The 18,325-nt window shown below is 70.1% G+C and carries 19 protein-coding genes; 10 read left to right on the top strand and 9 right to left on the bottom strand.

From position 1 onward, the window contains the following. Positions 1-109: 109 nt before the first annotated feature. On the top strand, positions 110-592 hold the full coding sequence (locus ABZS69_RS58420) for a hypothetical protein (RefSeq protein WP_355390813.1): 483 nt from the start codon (positions 110-112) through the stop codon (positions 590-592). Here the strand turns inward: ABZS69_RS58420 and ABZS69_RS58425 are convergent. From ABZS69_RS58425 to ABZS69_RS58440, 4 genes are all read right to left on the bottom strand, one after another. Continuing rightward, on the bottom strand, positions 586-1,332 hold the full coding sequence (locus tag ABZS69_RS58425; protein WP_355390816.1) for an ATP-binding cassette domain-containing protein: 747 nt from the start codon (positions 1,330-1,332) through the stop codon (positions 586-588). The two genes, ABZS69_RS58420 and ABZS69_RS58425, sit on opposite strands and share 7 nt — an antisense overlap. A 2-nt stretch (positions 1,333-1,334) precedes the next feature. After that, entirely contained in the window at positions 1,335-2,123 is a 789-nt protein-coding gene (locus ABZS69_RS58430) for an ABC-2 family transporter protein (RefSeq protein WP_355390819.1), read from the bottom strand. Continuing rightward, positions 2,116-2,901, bottom strand: coding sequence for an ABC-2 family transporter protein (locus ABZS69_RS58435; protein WP_355390942.1), 786 nt, complete (start codon positions 2,899-2,901; stop codon positions 2,116-2,118). The genes ABZS69_RS58430 and ABZS69_RS58435 overlap by 8 nt, the downstream gene beginning before the upstream one ends. A gap of 125 nt (positions 2,902-3,026) precedes the next feature. Continuing rightward, positions 3,027-3,422, bottom strand: coding sequence for a hypothetical protein (locus ABZS69_RS58440; protein ID WP_355390821.1), 396 nt, complete (start codon positions 3,420-3,422; stop codon positions 3,027-3,029). Between the two features lie 106 nt (positions 3,423-3,528). On the opposite strand from ABZS69_RS58440, the gene ABZS69_RS58445 reads away from it, so the two are divergent. The 3 genes from ABZS69_RS58445 (at position 3,529) to ABZS69_RS58455 (ending at position 7,142) form a co-directional block, all read left to right on the top strand. Beyond that, positions 3,529-4,506, top strand: coding sequence for an alpha/beta hydrolase (locus ABZS69_RS58445; RefSeq protein WP_355390824.1), 978 nt, complete (start codon positions 3,529-3,531; stop codon positions 4,504-4,506). 95 nt (positions 4,507-4,601) lie between these two features. Beyond that, on the top strand, positions 4,602-5,438 hold the full coding sequence (locus ABZS69_RS58450) for a siderophore-interacting protein (protein ID WP_355390826.1): 837 nt from the start codon (positions 4,602-4,604) through the stop codon (positions 5,436-5,438). A 216-nt stretch (positions 5,439-5,654) separates the two neighbouring features. Continuing rightward, a complete protein-coding gene (locus ABZS69_RS58455) occupies positions 5,655-7,142 on the top strand; it encodes a protein kinase (protein ID WP_355390829.1) in 1,488 nt (495 codons plus the stop codon). Here the strand turns inward: ABZS69_RS58455 and ABZS69_RS58460 are convergent. Together ABZS69_RS58460 and ABZS69_RS58465 are read right to left on the bottom strand one after the other, a co-directional pair. After that, positions 7,129-8,328 carry a hypothetical protein gene (locus ABZS69_RS58460; RefSeq protein WP_355390832.1) on the bottom strand — a complete coding sequence of 400 codons (1,200 nt, stop codon included), beginning with the start codon at positions 8,326-8,328 and terminating at the stop codon, positions 7,129-7,131. The genes ABZS69_RS58455 and ABZS69_RS58460 overlap by 14 nt on opposite strands. After that, positions 8,325-8,825, bottom strand: coding sequence for a SigE family RNA polymerase sigma factor (locus ABZS69_RS58465; protein ID WP_355390835.1), 501 nt, complete (start codon positions 8,823-8,825; stop codon positions 8,325-8,327). The genes ABZS69_RS58460 and ABZS69_RS58465 overlap by 4 nt, the downstream gene beginning before the upstream one ends. 130 nt (positions 8,826-8,955) lie before the next feature. Between ABZS69_RS58465 and ABZS69_RS58470 the strand changes: the two genes are divergently transcribed. Together ABZS69_RS58470 and ABZS69_RS58475 are read left to right on the top strand one after the other, a co-directional pair. After that, positions 8,956-9,153, top strand: a complete 198-nt coding sequence (locus ABZS69_RS58470) for a hypothetical protein (protein ID WP_355390838.1) — start codon at positions 8,956-8,958, stop codon at positions 9,151-9,153. 94 nt (positions 9,154-9,247) lie between these two features. Continuing rightward, positions 9,248-10,534 carry a hypothetical protein gene (locus ABZS69_RS58475; protein WP_355390841.1) on the top strand — a complete coding sequence of 429 codons (1,287 nt, stop codon included), beginning with the start codon at positions 9,248-9,250 and terminating at the stop codon, positions 10,532-10,534. Between the two features lie 95 nt (positions 10,535-10,629). Here the strand turns inward: ABZS69_RS58475 and aceA are convergent, their stop codons facing one another. Further along, the gene (gene aceA / locus ABZS69_RS58480; protein WP_355390844.1) at positions 10,630-11,916 is read right to left on the bottom strand and encodes an isocitrate lyase; all 1,287 of its coding nucleotides are present in this window, start codon (positions 11,914-11,916) and stop codon (positions 10,630-10,632) included. A gap of 279 nt (positions 11,917-12,195) precedes the next feature. Here aceA and ABZS69_RS58485 point away from each other — a divergent pair, with 279 nt between their 5' ends. Continuing rightward, complete coding sequence (locus tag ABZS69_RS58485) at positions 12,196-13,635, top strand: helix-turn-helix domain-containing protein (protein ID WP_355390945.1); 1,440 nt, start codon at positions 12,196-12,198, stop codon at positions 13,633-13,635. Between the two features lie 33 nt (positions 13,636-13,668). Beyond that, entirely contained in the window at positions 13,669-14,595 is a 927-nt protein-coding gene (locus tag ABZS69_RS58490; protein ID WP_355390847.1) for a glucosyl-3-phosphoglycerate synthase, read from the top strand. On the opposite strand, the gene ABZS69_RS58495 is transcribed toward ABZS69_RS58490, so the two are convergent. Next, complete coding sequence (locus ABZS69_RS58495) at positions 14,579-15,163, bottom strand: TetR family transcriptional regulator (RefSeq protein ID WP_355390850.1); 585 nt, start codon at positions 15,161-15,163, stop codon at positions 14,579-14,581. The genes ABZS69_RS58490 and ABZS69_RS58495 overlap by 17 nt on opposite strands. A gap of 86 nt (positions 15,164-15,249) precedes the next feature. Here ABZS69_RS58495 and ABZS69_RS58500 point away from each other — a divergent pair, with 86 nt between their 5' ends. After that, the gene (locus ABZS69_RS58500) at positions 15,250-16,455 is read left to right on the top strand and encodes an MFS transporter (RefSeq protein ID WP_355390853.1); all 1,206 of its coding nucleotides are present in this window, start codon (positions 15,250-15,252) and stop codon (positions 16,453-16,455) included. 46 nt (positions 16,456-16,501) lie between these two features. Then, positions 16,502-17,710: an acyl-CoA dehydrogenase family protein gene (locus ABZS69_RS58505; protein ID WP_355390856.1), complete on the top strand. Its 1,209-nt coding sequence runs from the start codon at positions 16,502-16,504 to the stop codon at positions 17,708-17,710. Here the strand turns inward: ABZS69_RS58505 and ABZS69_RS58510 are convergent. After that, positions 17,688-18,218 carry a helix-turn-helix domain-containing protein gene (locus ABZS69_RS58510; RefSeq protein ID WP_355390859.1) on the bottom strand — a complete coding sequence of 177 codons (531 nt, stop codon included), beginning with the start codon at positions 18,216-18,218 and terminating at the stop codon, positions 17,688-17,690. The two genes, ABZS69_RS58505 and ABZS69_RS58510, sit on opposite strands and share 23 nt — an antisense overlap. Positions 18,219-18,325 lie beyond the last annotated feature (107 nt).

An 18,325-nucleotide genomic window follows, 5' to 3' on the forward strand; every position in this document is an offset into this window, starting at 1 on the left:
ATGCTCTCACGGGGCAGTGAGTCATGAGACCCGAAGTACGAAGGTCCACATTGGCTGGTCCAAAACGGGCATTTAGGGCTAGGGTCGTGCCGATCGCGTTGACATTGAGGTGAGAACGTTGCGGCACTTGGGTGGTTTCCTCGTCGGGCTGGTGGTGACCGCGGCCCTGCTGGCGGGCGGAGGCTGGGCCGTTCAACAGGCCGTCGGCAACGCCGCGGCGACCCCTCCGGACAACCAGAAGATGTGGATCGCGCTGGGCGCGATGGCCGCCGTCGGGCTGGTTTTCGGGCTGGTGGTGGCGGGCCGGATCTCGCCGATGGCGACGTTCGTGCCGTCGATGGTGCTGCTGGCCTGGACGGTCGTCTACGCGCTCGACGTGAACAGGGCGCTCTCCCTGATCCCGAGCGCCCCGTCGGTCAACCAGATCATCAGGGACGCCGGCTGGGGCGCCAAGACCCTGCTCACGTCAGGCGTGTTCGCCCTGCTCGGCGTGGCGCTGTTCATCCCCGTGCTGATGCCGTCGCGCTGGTCGCGCCAGTACGACGACGTCGACGAGGACTACGAGGCCACGCCGGAGGGCAGCTACTACTGAGCTCTGCCCGTGTAGAGGCGGGTCACCACGTCCTCGATGCTCGACTGGCCGGGAGAGGTGGCCATCAGGTCGTCGAGCGTGCCGTCGAACGCCAGCCGTCCGTGGTCGATCACCATGACCCGGCGGCACAGGCGTTCGATGTCGCCGAGGTCGTGCGTGGTCAGCAGCACGGTCGTGCCCCGCTCGGCGTTCAGCCGCTGCAGGAAGTCCCGGATGCCGGACTTGCTGACCACGTCCAGCCCGATCGTCGGCTCGTCGAGCACCAGCACCTCGGGCGCGTGCAGCAGCGCCGCCGCGAGGTCGCCCCGCATGCGCTGGCCCAGGCTGAGCTGGCGCACCGGCGTGCGCATGAACTCGCCCAGGTCGAGCGTCTCGGTCAGCTCGCCGAGCCGGGACCTGAACGTGGCCCGGTCCACCTTGTACAGGTGGCGGATCAGCTCGAAGCTGTCGCAGAGCGGCAGGTCCCACCACAGCGTCGTCCGCTGCCCGAACACCACCCCGATCCGCCGCGCCAGCGACGTGCGCCGGCGTGACGGGTCGAGCCCGGCCACCCGGACCCGGCCGGACGTGGGCGTGAGGATGCCGCAGAGCATCTTGATCGTGGTGGACTTGCCCGCGCCGTTGGGCCCGAGGTAGCCGACGAACTCTCCCGCCTCCACGGTGAACGACAGGTCGCTCACGGCGTGGACGACATTCCTCTTGATCTTGAACGAGCGTCCGGCCCGGTCAAGTTCGATCATGCTCAACTCCCCGTGGATCGGTGATGCCTGATGCCCTGCCGCCAGGCCAGCCCGGCCAGCAGCGTGAGGACCAGCGCGGCGACCGGCGCGGCGAACCGCAGGAACTCCGGCGTGCCGAACGGGTCGTCCCGGCCCAGCACGTACAGGCCGGGCTGCCAGTTGACGAAGGCCAGCGGGAACACGTATGTCACGCCCCTGACCAGGTCGCGGCCGTAGATGCTGAGCGGGTACTGGTTGAGCTGGGCGCTGCCGTAGGTGAAGGCGTTGGACACCTCGGGAGCGTCGGTCAGCACGAACTGGATCGCGCCGCCGAATGTCCAGATCGCCGCGAAGATGACAATCCCGGTGACCAGCATGACGGGGATCATCCAGGCCCGCCGCCAGTCGAGGTCGACCGCGCCGATGCCGTAGCCGAGCACGACGCACGCCTGCAGGATCCGGCCCACCCTGGCGGGCACGAAGCGGTCGGCGGCGAGCTGGATCCACGGGCTGACGGGCCTGATCAGGAACGTGTCGAGGGTGCCCGCCTTGATGTGCTGGCTGATCCGGTCGATGTTGCTGACGAACGTGTCGCAGATGGCGAACGACACGCCGGCGGCGCCGTACAGGAAGAGGACCTCGTCGCGGGAGAATCCCGCGAGCGTGGTGGTGTTGGCGAAGACGATCAGGATCACGGCGACGTCCACCGCGGCGCTGAGGGCGCCGAACAGGGTCATCAGGGCGAACGACACCCGGTACGACGCCGCCGCGCGGGTCCAGGTCCACAGCAGCAGGAAGTAGGTCCTAACCACCCTGGATCACCACCTTGCGGCGGATCGCCATGGTGGCGAGCGCCCCCAGCCCGAGCAGGATCGCGGCCCAGAGCGCCTGGAACGCGAGCGTCTCCAGGACCGGGGCCTTGCCGAGGTAGAGATCGGTCGGCAACTGGACCATTGCCGCCCAGGGCAGCGCCATGACCAGGTCGCCGAGCCGGCCGGGAAACAGGTGCAGCGGCACCATCATCCCGGAGAAGAACGTCGTCAGGAGCATCGACACCACGGCGACGCCGCGGTCGTCGAGGAGCCAGCAGACCGACAGCGCCACCAGGTAGCGCCAGCCGAAGCCGACCAGGAACGCGACGGCGAAGCCGGCCAGGAACGCCAGCCACTGCCCCGGCCCGGCGGGGACCGTGATGCCGAACACCGCCGCGCCGACCAGCATGGGCGGGATGCCGCGGACCAGGAACAGGTACGCGGCCCTGCCCAGGTCCTCGGCCAGCGTCCAGAGCTGGAGCGAGGCGGGCCGGACCAGGTCGAGCGCGATGTCGCCGCTGCGGATGCGCTCGGGGATGCCGAGCCCGCCCCCGAACAGCTGCAACGGGCCGATGAACGCCTGGGTGATGAAGCAGAACGTGATGGCGTCGGTCACGTCGTAGCCGGCCAGCCCGGGGCGGGCCTGCCAGAGCGCGATGAGGATGTAGGCACGAAGGATGCCGAAGACGCTGTTGGTGAAAGCGCCGGCGACCGCGGCCCAGACGTAGGTGGCGTGTTTACGGAAGCCGTACCGGACGAGCCGGGCATATAGGGGTATGGTTTTGCACCTCCGGAGGGTGAGGACACGGTGACCAACCGTGTACGGACCCGCGCACGGGTCTGCCGATGGGAAGCATGGAATTATGCGTTGGGGGCGACGGGCCCCGCAACGCAATTAATCGCTCAACGGTCGGTGAGGCGGTAGACGAAGCGGAGGCCCGACCAGGTGTCGTCGATCGCGGCCACCTTGTTGTCCACCAGCCCCATGGACAGGCCGTAGTCGCGGATCGGGTTCTCGGAGAGGTCGGTGGGCACCTTGCTGGCGCGTTTCGGCCAGCAGACCCACAGGCCGCCGTTCTTCGCCAGCAGAGCCATGGCGGGCGGGAACGCCTCGTGAAGTGCCGCCGCGTCGGGGCAGAAGACCAGTATGACGTCGTACGGCCCGCCGGCCGGGGTCCGATGCACCTCGGCGGCGGGCTCGCCCAGGTCGAGGCCGTCGGGGGCATCGATGGCGAGCACCTGGTGTCCCGGCTTGACGCCGAGCTTGCGCGGCAGAGGAGTGCCCGAGTATCCGGCCATGGAGGACAGCGTGTCACAGAGCCGAAATATCCAGGTAAGAGATGTGATACTTACTAGCCGGTAGGACGATCTTCATCCGGGGAAGGAGATTCATCGGAGGGCCGATATGGAGATCGACCGGGACGTCGTCCCCGACTATCCCTTGAGCTGGCAAGCCCGCGCCCTGACGAGTCTGATGTGGGGCACCTTGAAGCCGGCGTCCACCGTGCTGATGCGCCATCCGCTGGCCCTCGTGTGCGCGGCCCGGCTCGGTGAGCTCGGCCGCCTGGTACGCGTTCCCCAGCCCGAACACGTCACGATCGAGTCCGAGGAGTTCTCGGCGTGCCAGGGCGAGTGGGTGCGCGGGGGGCCGAAACTCGACGAGGGCAAGGTGGTGCTCTACTTCCACGGCGGCGGCTACTTCTCGTGCTCGCCGCGTACCCACCGGTCCATCACCTGGAGGCTGTCGGTGGCGGCCCGGCGGCCCGTGCTGGCGCTCGACTACCGGCAGGGGCCGGTGCACAAGCTCTCGGACTCGCTGGCCGACGCGGTGGACGCGTACGACTGCCTGCTGCGCCGCGGCCACGCGCCCGGGGACGTCATCCTGGCGGGGGACTCCGCCGGGGGCCACCTCACGCTGGCGACGTTGCTGGCGCTGCGCGACGGGAAGCTGCCGATGCCCGGCGCGGCGATCTGCCTGTCGCCGTGGGCCGACCTGACGGACATCCCGCGGACCGCGAACCGCTGGCAGGACCCCATGCTCCCGTCCGGCCGGGTGCGCTGGCTGGCCCGCCGGTGGACCTCGGGCCTCGACCCGAGCGATCCGCTGGTCTCCCCGGTGCTCGGGGACTTCACGGGGCTGCCGCCGCTCATGATCGTGACCGGCTCGACCGAGGTGCTGCGGGACGAGGCCAGGCGGGTGGCCGAGCGGGCGCGGCAGGCCGGGGTGCCGGTACGGTACGAAGAATGGAATCGGATGCCCCACGTTTTCCCGATCCTGGCGGACGTGCTGCCCGAGGCGAGACTGGCCTTCCGGCACATGTCGCACTTCCTGCGGGCCGTGGCCGCCCGGCGCGCGTCCGCGGGCGACATCGCGGCGGCGTGAATTTTGGCACTGCCCTTTTTACGGTTCTCGGCGTACGCTGACAGCTTGAGGTGTGTAAGGTTAGGTATACCTAACTCGAAGTCAGGGGGCTGTGCATGGCAGAGAAGCCCACGGATCATCATCGTGGCGTCGTCCTGCGGACCGAGTGGATCTCGCGGCACATGGTCCGCGTCGTGGTCGGGGGCGACGGGCTGGCCGACTTCGCCACCGCCGGCCTGACGGACCACTACGTCAAGCTGGTCTTTCCCTACGAAGGGGTCGAATACCCCACTCCGTTCAGCGTGAAGACCTGCCGCGAGACGATGCCGCGCGAGGTCTGGCCACGGCTGCGGACCTACACCGTACGCGCCTGGGACCCCGACAGCCGCGAGCTGACCCTCGACTTCGTGGTGCACGGCGACGAGGGGCTGGCCGGACCGTGGGCCGCGCAGGCCGTCCCCGGCGACGTCCTGCTCATGCTCGGCCCCGGCGGCGGATACGCGCCCGACCCCGAGGCCGACTGGCACCTGCTGATCGGCGACGAGAGCGCGCTGCCGGCCATCGCCGCCTCCCTGGAGTCCCTGCCGGACGGCGCGCAGGCGCACGTGCTGGTCGAGGTGGACGCGCCGGAGGACGAGCAGAAGCTGGACACGCCCGGCGACGCGCGGGTCGAGTGGCTCTACCGGGGCGGCCGTCCCGTGGGCGAGAAACTCGTCAAGGCGGTGCGGGAGCTGGCCTTCCCCGAGGGGAACGTGCACGCGTTCGTGCACGGTGAGGCGGGCTTCGTCAAGGAACTCCGGCGTCACCTGCGCGTCGAGCGGGGGATCGGGCTGGACCGGCTGTCCATCTCCGGCTACTGGCGGACGGGCGCCGACGACGAGGCGTGGCGCCAGATGAAGCGCGATTGGAACCGTCAGGTCGAGGCCGAGGAAGACGCCGCGATCGCTTCCTAGATCGTTCTCGCGGGAAACGTCAGAGCCATAACACCACTTCAGACCACTGAACCCCAGCTCTTACTGACCCCAGAGGAACGAAGACCTTACCTGCAATACCTCTTATGACGGACATGCGGAAAGCCTCCGCGGATCCGGCCACAGTGTGTTTGCCGTGTCCTGGATCAGAGAGGCGAAACCCGTATGGCGCGTGGTGCTGGCGACATGCCTCCTGGCGTGCGACCGCTTACGGTGGGCGACCCGGTCATCATCGGCCGATATCTGCTCCTCGGCCGCCTCGGCATGGGTGGGATGGGAGTGGTCTATCTGGCCGAACACCCTCAGGGTGGGCTGGTCGCACTCAAGACGCCGCACGCGGTGCGTCTCAACGATGCCACGTTACGCGCGCGCTTCGCCGAGGAAGTGGCTTTCTCGCGAAGATTGGTGCCCTTCTGCACGGCGGCGGTGGTGGAGGACGGCACCGACAAGGATCGCCCGTACCTGGTCACCGAGTACATCCCGGGCCCGGCGCTCTCCCAGGTCGTCGCGGCCAAGGGGGCGCTCACGCCCGACCTCGCGTACGGCGTGGCGCTCGGCGTGGCCGCCGCCCTGGTGGCGGTGCACGAGGCGGGGCTGGTGCACCGGGACCTCAAACCCGGCAACGTGCTCCTGTCCACGCTGGGCCCGCGCGTCATCGACTTCGGCATCGCGCGTGACGTCGACACGCTGGCCGCGCACACGCAGGCCGGCCAGGTGATGGGGAGCCCCGGATGGGTGGCGCCGGAGCGGCTGACGGGTGGCCCGGCGGTGCCCGCGTCGGACGTGTTCGCGTGGGGGTGCCTGGTGGCGTTCGCGGCCACGGGGCATCACCCGTTCGGCCGTGGAGAGGCGGACGTGCTGACCCGGCGGATCCTGTTCGACCCGCCGCGCGTCGCCGGCGTGCCCGCCATGCTGCGGCCCGCCGTGGAGGCCGCGCTGGCCAAGGACCCCGCCGACCGCCCCAGGTCCGCCGACCTGCTCCGGGCGCTGCTGGCCGCCGGTGGCGTCGGCGAGCCCTGGGACCTGCGGCAGGCGGTGGCCGGGGTGCTGGAGGAGATCTGGACGCCCGTGCCCTATCCGCCCGGCGGCGGCAGGGTACGCCTGGCCGAGTCCGGGACGCCGGAGGCGGGTGTGGAGCGTTCCCACAAACGCGGGCGCAGGGCCAGGGCCGGGGCGCAGCTGTCGCACGCCAGCTTCGCCGCCCTCGCCACGGTGTCCATCGCGGCCCTCACGGTGATCGCGGCGGGCGTTGACGGCGCGAGCGTCGGAGGCGGCTCGCTGCCGCCCGGCAGCCCGCCGGTCGTGCGCTCTCACGGCAGCGCGGACTCGACCGTCCGCCCCTCGTCCACGCCCGCCGCCCCGCTCCCGCCGACGAGGGCCGCCGCCCCGCTCACGCCGTCGAGCACGCCCACGACGTCCGTCACGCGCACCCGTGCCAAGGCCCCGCTGACGGTGCACAGCCCCTCGCCCGGCAGGAAGGACACCTTCGGCCCGGCCAGCAGCAGCGGGCCGGGCGGCGGGGACCCGGCCGACTGCGCGAGCCCGGCGGGCCGGCGCGGCAACGCGGTCAGGAGGGACTGCCCGCGGCCGTCGCAATCGATCAGCACGATCCCCCAGGACGGGCCCGGCGAGTCGCCGGACCCGTCCGTGTCGGTGTCGGAGACGCCGACGGCTACCGGATCTTAGACAGGTCGATCAGATAGAGGTCGTCCCCGAGCGTGTAGCTGATGAGCCGGCCGGTCCAATCCGTGGATGGCGGTCTGATGAAAGTGCCTTCCCCCGGGACGCTCAGGTCGCCCGACCTGCCGGTGTCCAGGTCGTAAAGTCCCACGCCCACGGGTTTCCCTTCGCCGTACACAGAGATGTAGAAGCGGTTCTGCGTGGGCGGGTCCGTCAAGGCCACGATGCCCGGCACGTTCTTCTGCGATGAGCCGTCCCGATTCCGGAAGAAGGCCGCGCCTTCCGCGGTCGCGCCCAGGCAGATGGTCACGCCGCAGGAACGCACCGCCTCGCCAGGCCGGATGACGGCTGTGCTGGTCTCACCGGTCTCCACGTTCTGGATCCGGGCGTAGTCCGTGCCGTGGGGCTCGCCTCCTCTCCCCGGCGCGCCGATCCACGGCCAGGCCAGCAGATGCATCCCGGTGCCGCCCTGGACCGGCTCCACCGTGCCGCCCCCGAGAGGAACGGTGAAGACCCCGCCGGTGGACGACAGAGAGAAAACGATCTTGTCGTTGGCTACGGCGATCCTGTCGACTCCGCTGCCGTCGTCGGTTGTGGTGAGGCGCTGGTCGGCGACGATCTTCGGGGTGCCGCCGTCCAGCGGCACCGTCCACAGGTGCGCGACCGAGTCCTTCGTCCCGGTCCACCAGACCACGTGGCCGCCGCCCACGGCGTAACCGTTGCCGAAGCCCACCGTGCCCTCGGGGGCCGGGACGTCGGCGATCTTGCGTGGCGTGCCGGCGTCGAGGTCGTAGGCGTAGACGGCGCTCTTTTGCCCGGGTGCGTCGTCGTTCTGGGCCTCCATGAGCAGCGTGCCGTCGTCGATGAACGTCTGGGGCCGCCACGGCACCCCGTCGGGGGCCTTCGCCGGGATCGTCCGCACCGCCTCAGGCCAGACCTTCTCCACCTGCTCGGCCGGCGCCTCGGCCAGGTCCCGCCCCGTGGCGGGGACGGCCGTGATGGTGTCGCCGCCGCGCAGCACGGCCCCGGCCCCGACCAGCACGACCGCGGCGGCGGCCAGCGCGATCCGGGCGCGTTCCCTCCTGCGCCGGTGGATCCGCTCCAGCCGCTGGGACAGCAGGGCGGGCAGCCTCGGCGCCTGCTCGGCGGCGTGGCCGAGCGTCCTGCGCAGGGTCTCCTCAACCTCGGTCATCGTACGTTCCCCCTGGTCATCGGCTCGCTTGGGAGCGCCACGCGCAGCTTGTCCAGCGCGCGGGCGGCCTGGCTGCGTACCGTGCCGCGGGAGATCCCGAGCACGGTGGCGATCTCGGTGTCGTCGAGCTGCTCGTAGTAGCGCAGCACCAGCACCGCGCGCTGCTTGCGCGGCAGCCCGGCCAGCGCCTGCCACATCCGGCGCTCGTCGCCGCTGGGCAGCAGGTCGTGGTACTCGCCGTCCGGCAGGTCCCAGGCGAGCTGCTCACGCCTGCGCTTCCGCCACGTGGCGATGTGCAGCCTGGCCATGGTGGTACGCGCGTAGCTCTCCGGGTTCTCCTTCAGCCGCAGCCGGGGCCAGGCGCCGCGCAGCTTCAGCAGCGCCTCCTGGACCAGGTCCGCCGCGTCGTGCGGATTGCCGGCCAGCACAAATCCGTAGCGCAGCAGCGCGTCGCCGCGTTCGGCGACGAACTCCGCGAAACGGGGATCACCTTCCAACAGTCCTCGCCCTTCGTCCGTTCCTTCACCTCCGAGAGGGATGAGGCGCGCAAACTGTTGCACGCCCCAGCCGTCCCCCCGCGGGCTACGCTCGGAGGGGGACGGAACTCTTCTGTGAAAGAAGATCATCATGAGTACGAGAGGGTTCCCGCTCACGCTGCGCGTCACGGTGAGCGAAGCGACGCCGGACGAGATCAGAAGCAAGGCCGTGGCCCAGGCGCTCAGCTTCTTCGGTCTCGACGCGGAGCTGGACGTCATCAGCGCCGAGGCCGAGCTCGACGTGGAGGGCCGTTATTGCGCCACCGTGGTCTTCCGGAAGGTCGCCTGAAGAATCTTCCGCCTTGCCGTATCAGGATTCACTCTCCGGCACTCGGGGACAGCGCAGAGTGCCCGAGCAGAGTGAGGCGAGAAGAGGCCGGAGCATGCCGATCAAGTACGTGATCGAGATTTTCCAGGGGCTGAGGCCGCAGGCCGTCACCGCCGCGAGCGCCGAGTCGCTGGTCAAAGCCAGCGGCCTCACCAGCGCGAGCGTCAGGATCAATGGAGGGGCTCAGGCCGAGCGCGACATCCTGCTGTGGTTACTGGCGAGCTGTGCTCCACAGCCGCTGCAGAACCAGACGAACCACCAGATCCTCCCGCTCGCCGAGGGTGAGAACCCGCCCCTGGGGCAGGTCATCCTCCACTACGAAAACTCCGTGGGAACCGCGACCCTCGTCGGCCGCGGACTGCCGGCCGGTCCTCCGCCGCAGAGCCAGGACGTGTCCCAGCTGAAGAATCAGCTCGCCGGAGAGTACGGGCTGGCCGGCATCTCGGGCAACTGGATGCTGGACCACCTGACCAAGCTTCACTATGCGCTGTCCCTCGTCCCCCGTGACGACCGTCCGGCGCTCCGCGGCGTCCAGGTCGAGCGGCTCGGCCTGCTGCGCGCCGGCGTGGGCGGCCACAACAAGGCGAAGTTCTCCCAGGAGGCCGGGCCCTGGACGGTGGCCCGTGGAACGCTCCAGGTGGCGGACGCGGCGTTCGATCAGGACCGGCTCGGCTTCTACGGCGGCGCCACTTCGCAAGCCTGGCCCCCGAGTGTGCAGGCCATCCTGCACGAGGTCGGGCACGCCGTGGAGTGTGCCAACCGCAGGCACGAGTCCTGGGAGAACGCCACCTGGGTGGTCGGCGGAGACCCCGCGGCCGTGCGGCAGAACCAGGTCGACGACGCTGTCGAACTCCAGATCGACGCTGAGGAGCTGGGCCGGCGCGGGAGTGGTCTCCCGAGCGCGCGGGTGGCGGACTACAACTATCTGGCCGAAACCTATGAGCAGATCGGCACGTGGATCGAGGCCGGCAACGGCGGAAACCACGAGCCTGAAGCCACGTACGTGACCCTCAAGAGTCAGGTGGCCAAGAAGCTGAGCGACGGGCTCTGGGACGTCTATCGGCAGGCGATCGAACGCTGGTGCGACGGCGAGATCCGCGCGGCCCGGTGGCGCCAGAAGTACAGGACGCCTCAGGGCTACATCACTCCTCGCCTGGCCGCGTTCAGCCGATACGTCGGGGACAACGGGGTGGGCAAAAACCTCACCCCGTACGCGATGACGGCAGACGGGGAGCTGTTCGCGGAGGCGTACTCGTTCTGGCTGGTCGATCACGACGCCGTCGCGGGCCACAACCCCCTGCTCAGCGGCTACTTCGACGCCGGCCGCCACCGGCAGAGCTGACCACGCATGCGGCCGGGCCGCGCCAGTGCTGGGGGAGACTGGCGCGGCCCGTTCGCCGGGGAACCGCCGCATGCCCGGAGGGCGGTCCGGCGAGATCAGTGGGCGAACTGCTCCTCCTCCGTCGACCCCCTGAGCGCGGTCGTCGAGGAGTCGGGCGCGACGGCCGTGCTGACCAGGTCGAAGTAGCCGGTGCCGACCTCGCGCTGGTGCCTGGTCGCGGTGTAGCCGCGCGACTCGGCCGCGAACTCGGCCTCCTGCAGCTCGACGTACGCGGTCATGCCGTCGCTGGCGTAACCCTGGGCCAGGTCGAACATCGAGTAGTTCAACGAGTGGAACCCGGCGAGCGTGATGAACTGGAACTTGTACCCCATGTGCCCCAGCTCCCGCTGGAACTTGGCGATGGTGGAGTCGTCCAGGTGCTTCTTCCAGTTGAACGACGGTGAGCAGTTGTAGGCGAGCATCTTGTCCGGGTACGCCGCCTTGATGGCCTCGGCGAACTCGCGGGCCACGTCCAGGTCGGGTGTGCTGGTCTCCATCCAGAGCAGGTCCGAGTACGGCGCGTACGCCAGGCCGCGGGCGATGCACGCCCCCAGCCCGTTCCTGACCCGGTAGAAGCCCTCCGGGGTGCGCTCGCCGGTGGTGAACGCCTGGTCGCGCGGGTCCACGTCACTGGTCAGGAGTGTCGCGGCCTGTGCGTCGGTCCGCGCGATGATCAGCGAGGGGACTCCGGCGACGTCCGCGGCGAGGCGGGCGGCGTTCAGGGTCTTGATGTGCTGGCCGGTCGGGATGAGCACCTTGCCGCCCAGGTGGCCGCACTTCTTCTCGGAGGCGAGCTGGTCCTCCCAGTGCACGCCCGCGGCGCCGGCCGCGATCATGCCCTTCATCAGCTCGAACGCGTTGAGCACCCCGCCGAACCCGGCCTCGGCGTCCGCCACGATCGGCGCGAGCCAGTGCGGGGCGTCGGCGTCGCCCTCCGACCAGGTGATCTGGTCGGCGCGCAGCAGCGCGTTGTTGATGCGGCGCACGACGGCGGGCACGGAGTTGGCCGGATACAGGCTCTGGTCCGGGTACGTCTGCGCGCCCAGGTTCGCGTCCGCGGCGACCTGCCAGCCGGACAGGTAGATCGCCTTCAGCCCTGCCTTCACCTGCTGGACGGCCTGGTTGCCGGTCAGCGCGCCGAGGGCGTTGACGTAGTCCTCGGTGTTCAGCAGGTCCCACAGCCGGCCGGCGCCGAGCCGGGCCAGCGTGTGCTCCTCCTGGACGCTGCCACGCAAGCGGATCACGTCTTCGGCGCCGTAGGTGCGCTCGACGCCCTCCCAGCGAGGGTCGTTGTCCCATTCGTCCTGCAGCTGCTCAGCAGCTCCCTTGAGGCGATCGATCATTGTTCACTCCCTTGTCGTCCCCTGGGGCTCACAGCCGAGTTTGTGCCCTGGCGGAGGCCGTCCATAGTGGCGGACGGGGAGAAGAATCGCGAAAGTTTCCTAGATCTGCATTACTGACGGGTATTCAGCAGTGAAGAAATTGATAGTTTTCCTGTTGGCCTAGACCAATTCGAGCGCTACGGCCATCCGGCGCTGGTCTGTTCAGGAGACTAGAAAATGGGCCGAATTTCTGTCTAAGATGCCGTCATGGCGCCTTTGCTGGGTGAAGAACCGCTGTCTTTGACGCAGGAGCTTGACCTGATCGCGTTCGGCCAGCGCCTCCGGCACCTGCGCAAGCAGCGCGGCCTCACCCTCTCCGACCTGGGCTCGCGCGTCGGCAGAGCGCCCAGCCAGCTGTCGCTGCTGGAGAACGGCAAGCGCGAGCCCAAGCTGTCGCTGCTCAAGGGGTTGGCCGCCGCGCTCGGCGTGCCCATCGAGGAGCTGCTGCGCCGCCAGCCGCCCAACCGCCGCGCCCAGCTCGAGATCGCGCTGGAGGAGGCGCAGCGCGACCCCATCTACGCCGGGCTCGGGCTGCCCCGCCTGAAGGTCTCCGCCCGCGTCCCGAACGACGTGCTCGAACACCTCCTCGGCCTGTACGGCGAGCTGCGCGCCCGGCAGGCCCGCGGCACCGCCACCCCGGAGGAGGCCAGGGCCGCCAACGCCGAGCTGCGGCGCAGGCAGCGCGAGGTCGGCAACTACTTCGGGGAGATCGAGGAGGCCGCCGCCAAGGCGCTCGCGGCGGTCGGCTACCGTACGGGCGCGCTGTCGCAGAGCATGATCCAGAGCCTGGTCACGAACTTCGGCTACACCGTGCACACCGCGCAGGACCTGCCGCGATCCGTACGTTCCATCACCGACCTGCGCAACCGCCGCATCTACGTCAAGCACGAGCAGCTCGGCATGCACACCCCGCGCACGATCCTGCTCCAGACGCTCGGCCACCTCGCGCTCGGCCACGACAAGCCCCGCGACTTCGCCGACTTCCTGCGCCAGCGCACCGAGGCGAACTACTTCGCCGCCGCCGTCCTCGTCCCCGAGAAGGCCGCCACGCTCTACCTCCAGGAGGCCAAGGCCGACCGGGCGCTGTCGGTGGAGGACCTGCGGGACGTGTTCGCGGTGTCGTACGAGATGGCCGCCCACCGCTTCACCAACCTCGCCACCCACCACCTGGGTCTCGTCTGCCACTTCGTGCGCAACGACGCCGGGGGCACCATCTACAAGGCGTACGAGAACGACGGCATCGTCTTCCCGGCCGACGAGCAGGGCGCCATCGAGGGGCAGCGGATGTGCCTGCAGTGGTCGGGGCGGCAGGTGTTCGCCTCGCCCGACCGGTTCTCGGTCTACTACCAGTATTCCGACTCGCCCACCGGGACCTACTTCTGCGTGGCGCACGTGGATCCGTCGCGGGAGCGGGACTTCGCCATCACGCTGGGGGTGCCGTACAAGGAGTCGCGCTGGTTCCGAGGTCGTGAGACCACCAACCGCACCAAGTCGAACTGCCCCAACGGCGACTGCTGCCGCCGCCCGCCCGCCGAGCTGTCCGAACGCTGGGAGGGCTACGCCTGGCCCTCCGCCCGCGCCAACTCCCACGTCCTGGCCGCGCTGCCGCCGGGGTCCTTCCCCGGGGTGGACGAGGCGGACGTGTACACGTTCCTGGAGCGTCACGCCCGCACCGCATAATCTGAAATGTGGGGATACGGGGGGAGGGGTCGCATGCTGCCTGAAGTGCGAGGATGGTTGCGGCACCGTACTTCGTCAGCCGCGGACTGGCCGCGCCGGGACCTGAAGGCCGCCAAGGGGGAGACCACGGTGAGCGTGGTGCTCCCCGCCCGAGACGAGCGTGAGACCGTGGGCGAGATCGTCGGGGTGATCCGGCGTGAGCTGGACGGGCTCGTCGACGAGATCGTGGTGATCGACTCGCGTTCCTCCGACGACACGGCGCTCGTGGCGCGCCGCGCGGGGGCCTGCGTGCACGCCCAGGACGAGATCCTGCCGCAGCTCAAGCCGCTGGACGGCAAGGGCGAGGCATTGTGGAAGTCGCTGGCCGTGACCTCGGGGGATGTGCTGGTGTTCGTGGACGCCGACATCCGGAAATTTCGTGCTTCTCTGGTATTCGGCCTGCTCGGGCCGCTGTTCGCGGACCCGACCGTGGTCTACACGAAGGGCTGCTATGACCGCCCCTTGCACGGCACCGCCAACGGCGGCGGCCGCGTCACGGAGCTGGTGGCCCGCCCGCTCATCAACCTCCACTGGCCGCAACTGGCCGGTTTCGTCCAGCCCCTGGCCGGGGAGTACGCCGGCCGCCGCTCAGCCCTGGAACGGGTGCCGTTCCTGACCGGTTACGGCGTGGAGCTGGGGCTGCTGATCGACCTGCTCGACCTGGCCGGGCTGGACGCGTTCGCCCAGGTCGACCTGGGGTCGCGCGAGCACGCCCCGCAGTCGACCGAGGCGCTCGGGGGGATGGCGTCCCAGATCATGCTGGCCGCCTGGTCGCGCCTGCTGCGTCAGGGCAAGATCGAGAGCTGCCACGAGCCGTCCGTCCGGCTGGCACAGTTCAGGAGGGGGCCGGACGGGCACGACATCCTGCTCCGCGACATCGGGATCAGCGAGCGCCCGCCCATGATCACTGTGATCCCTTGACGCCGGACGCGACGAACGCGGCGACCTGGTCCCGCATGGCCTCGTGGTCGTCGGCCGCCTCACCCAGGATGATGCGCCCGAGCTGGGGCATCATCGAGGGGAACAGCGCCAGCCCGGTCAGCATGAACACCGTCCTGGCCACCGCCGGCGACGGCTCCACGCCCAGGCCCTCCGCCAGCGAGGCCGTCTTGCGGCGGCAGCGCTCCACCCGCGCCTCCTGACCGGGCGGCATCGCCTCCTGGTCCCGGTAGTTCAGCGCCTCCCACATCAGCAGCCGCACCAGGTCGGGATGTGAGTGGTAGTAGTCCGCCAGCCGGGCCACGTAGTCGCCGGGATCGGCGCCGGGGAGGGCGATCTGCGTCGTCAGGTCGTCGAGCGCCTCCGTGATGACCTCGTCGAACAGCTTCTCCTTGCTGCCGAAGTGCCCGTAGATGCGTTCCTTGTTGACGCCGGCGCGCTCGGCGATGCGATCCACGCGGGCGCCCGCCACGCCGTACGCGGCGAACTCCTCCCGCGCGGCCTCCAGCAGGGCGGCGCGCGTGGCGGCGGTCGAGACCTTGGGTGCCATGCCGCCCATGATAGCCACCAACCAGTTGGTTGTAATCCAACCAAACGGTTGACATCCAACTGGTTGGTTGGCTAGCGTCCCGGCACATGACGACCACCTTTGATCCCGCGCCGCGCGACCTCGCGGCGGCCTCGCCGACCCGTGCGCCGTTCGCGCGCACGCTGGCGGCGTTCACCCTCACCGCCGTGCTGGTCAGCGGCCAGCTGTACATCGTGATCCCGCTCCTGCACGACATGGCCGCTGGCTGGGGCGCCTCGGCCGGCGGGCTGACCTGGCTGGTGACCGCGTTCGGCATCGGATACGGGACCGGCTTCCTGGTGTTCGGCCCGCTCTCCGACCGGTACGGGCGCCGCAGGCTGCTGACGATCGGCCTGCCGCTGGCCGCGCTCACCTCGGCGGCGGTGGCGCTGAGCCCGAACCCCGAAGTGGCGCTGGCGCTGCGGGCGGTGCAGGGGCTGGCGGTGGCCATGTTCCCGCCGGCCGCGCTGGCGTACGTGGCGGAACGCGTCGAGCCGCGCCGCCGGGTGGGCGCGATCGCGGCGATCACCGGCGCGTTCCTCGCCTCCGCCGTGCTGCTCCAGGTCGCCGCCCAGCTGCTGGTGGACGTGATCGGCTGGCGCGGGCTGTTCCTGCTGTCGGCGGCCGGGTTCGTGCTGGCGTTCCTGGGCGTAAGGGCCGTCACGCTGCCCGACCTGCCGCGCGCGGGCGGCGGCTCGCCGCTGTCGGTCTACCGGGCGGTGCCGGGCCTGCTGTTCCACCGCGTCCTCGGCCTGCGGTACCTGGCCACGGTCATGCTCATGGCGGGCTTCGTGGCCGTCTACACCGGCCTGCAGATCTACGGCGTGGCCTCGTCCTCCGAGCTCCTCACGCTCCGCGCCGCCGGGCTGCCGTCGATCGTCCTGATGCCGCTGCTCATGCCCTGGCTGGCCCGGGTCCACGCGCCGATCAGGGCGGCCGGGTTCCTGGCGGCCGGAGCCCTCGCCCTCGCGGCCGTCGGCCTCACCGGGACGGCCGCTCTGGTGCTGCTGCTGGCCGTCTACGTCGCCGCCATCACCGGCGGCCTGCCCAGCCTGAACGAGGCGATCTCCGCCGGCGCCGGACAGGCGCGGGGGGCGGCGCTGTCGCTGTTCTCCTTCGCGCTCGCGGTCGGCGGCAGCGTCGGCCCGCAGCTGGCCGCCGCGTTCGGGGGGTTCACCCCGCTCATGTACGGCCTCGCGATCGGCATGGCGCTGGCGGCCCTCGCCGCACTGCTCTCGGGGCCGGTGTTCCATCGCGGAGCTACCGGCCGGTAAGGTGTCGTGTTACCACCGGTAACCTCGGGTCGAGGAGAGTGCGCACATGACCGGCTTCTGCCCGGAGCCCAGCGACGACGTGGTCGAGGTACGCGACTGGGTGCACGCGTTCGCCCGCGACGTGATCCGCCCGGCGGGCGCCGAATGGGACGAGCGCGAGGAGACCCCCTGGCCGGTCATCCAGGAGGCGGCCAAGATCGGGCTCTACTCCCTCGACTTCTTCGCCACCCAGTGGTTCGAGGAGAGCGGGCTGGCGCTGCCGGTGGCGTTCGAGGAGATCTTCTGGGGCGACGCGGGCATCGGCCTGGCCATCGTCGGCACCGGCCTGGCCGCCGCCGCCCTCTCCGCGAACGGCACCCCCGAGCAGATGGGGGAGTGGCTGCCCCAGATGTTCGGCACGGAGAACGACGTCAAGCTGGGCGCCTTCTGCGCCTCCGAGCCCGACGCCGGCTCCGACGTCGGCGCCATCCGCACCCGCGCCGTCCCCGACGGCGGGGACTGGGTGCTGGACGGCGTCAAGACCTGGGCCACGAACGGCGGCATCGCGAACGTCCACGTGGTCGTGGCCTCGGTCGACCCGTCGCTCGGCACCCGGGGCCAGGCGTCGTTCGTCATCCCGCCCGGCACCCCCGGGCTGTCCATGGGCCAGAAGTTCCGCAAGCACGGGATCCGCGCCTCCCACACCGCCGAGGTGATCCTGGACGGCGTCCGCGTACCGGGCTCCTGCCTGCTGGGCGGCAAGGAGAAGCTGGACGCCCGGCTGTCACGCGTACGCAACGGGGAGCGGGCGGGAGAGCAGGCGGCGATGCGCACGTTCGAGACCACCCGCCCGACGGTCGCCGCCATGGCGGTCGGCATCGCGCGGGCGGCCTTCGAGTACGCCAGGGACTACGCCCGCGAGCGGGAGCAGTTCGGCCGCAAGATCGGCGAGAACCAGGCGATCGCCTTCCTCCTCGCCGAGATGGCGACCCGGGTGGACATGGCCCGCCTGCTGACCTGGCGGGCCGCGTGGATGGCCCGCAACGGCAGGCGGTTCTCCCAGGCGGAGGGGTCGATGTCGAAGCTGGTGGCGGGGGAGACGGCGGTGTGGGTGACGGAGCAGGCGATCCAGATCCTGGGCGGCGCCGGGTACACCAGGGAGCACCCGGTGGAGCGCTTCCACCGGGATGCCAAGATCTACACCATTTTCGAAGGGACGTCGGAGATCCAGCGCCTGATCATCGGCCGTGCCGTCACGGGCCTGCCGGTTCGCTGAAACGCCCGTGGTTCTTTGAACGCCTCTCTCGGAGATCGTTCAGGTCGATGTGGCGCTGTTCCTGCTTCCAACGTTGCAACAAGGCGGGGATTTCGCCGAGCAGGAGGTGGTAGAAGTCGTGCATCTGGACCAGGCGGTGATGGGCCGGATCATCTGAGGCGGTGGCGTCCATCCCGTTCCTGGCCGCTTGGAGCATGGTCTCGATGATCGTGTTCTGGCCGGTGAACAGGGTCGCCCAGGCGTCGTCACGCAACCGGTAGTGCTCGCGACGGCTGCCGGGGGCGGGCAGTCGCTCGATCAGGCCGACCGACAGCAGTGCTTTGACCGCGCCCGAAACAGAGCCCGCGCTGGCACCGAGCCGCTCGGCGAGGTCGCCCATGGTGACCGTCTCGGCCTCGGTGAACAGGAACATCGCCAGCGTGCGTGCGGACATGCGCTGCAGGCCACCTGCCGTGAGCGCCAGGGCCAGGCGTTCCGCCGCCTGCCACCGCTCGTTCTGGTCGTTCACACGACACCTCCCGCAGATCAGGATAGCGGCGTTCGTATGTCTTCAGAAATTTCCGAAACTTCGCTATATTGCGGGCATCAACCTCCGTCAGGAGCGCGATGGAGTGC

Origin of the sequence: Nonomuraea sp. NPDC005650, from assembly GCF_040605375.1 — a bacterium.
In the GTDB taxonomy this organism is placed as follows: domain Bacteria; phylum Actinomycetota; class Actinomycetes; order Streptosporangiales; family Streptosporangiaceae; genus Nonomuraea.